The 603-nt window shown below is 66.0% G+C and carries 2 protein-coding genes; both read right to left on the reverse strand.

All coding sequences use genetic code 11. The annotated features are described in order from the left end of the window. Positions 1-337, reverse strand: a 337-nt coding sequence (locus AB4Z27_RS29320; RefSeq protein WP_441646017.1) for an endo alpha-1,4 polygalactosaminidase, incomplete at its 3' end; no start/stop codon positions are given. Positions 338-397: 60 nt separating this feature from the next. Then, positions 398-603, reverse strand: a 206-nt coding sequence (locus AB4Z27_RS29325; RefSeq protein WP_441646018.1) for a DUF2894 domain-containing protein, incomplete at its 5' end; no start/stop codon positions are given.

A 603-nucleotide genomic window follows, 5' to 3' on the forward strand; every position in this document is an offset into this window, starting at 1 on the left:
GGTAGCAGACCACGCGCTTGCCTTGGGACTTCAGCGTGTCGATGGTGGCCTGCGGGGTGTCGAAGAGGTCGAAATCGAACACGACGGCGTTGTACGACGTGTTGAGCTTGCCCTGAAGCTGGAGTTGCCACGTGTCCGTCACGGCCGGCATCCAGCGCGTTGTGGGGAGTACGCTGGCGCTGGCGGTGGACTTGCTCGTCGTGGCGGCAGCGTCCGAGACGCGGACGACCGAACCGCCGTCGTCATCGCCCCCGCCGCCGCAGGCAGCAAGCGTTGCGACGGCCACCGCCGCGGCCAGGCGCGCGAGGCGGCCCATGCCCTGATTGTTTTCCATCATTGACCCTTCCTGTTGTTATCCCAACTGTATGCGGCACATTATGCGTGCAAGCATGGGCGATCAGGCAAGGGGGTCGGCATCGGCGGCACGGCGCTTGACGCGCGGTCGTTTTGGGGCGCTTGCGGCACGGCGCGCCGGCGGTTCGGCGGGCGCGCCGCCGGGACTCATCTGCTCGAGCCACGCCAGGCCATCGACATAGGACAAGAAACGCTGGAAATAGCCCGGCGATACGTCCTGCATCAGCGCAAGTGCGCCATGCACAAGAT

Origin of the sequence: Cupriavidus sp. KB_39, assembly GCF_052114485.1 — a bacterium.
Classification (GTDB): domain Bacteria; phylum Pseudomonadota; class Gammaproteobacteria; order Burkholderiales; family Burkholderiaceae; genus Cupriavidus.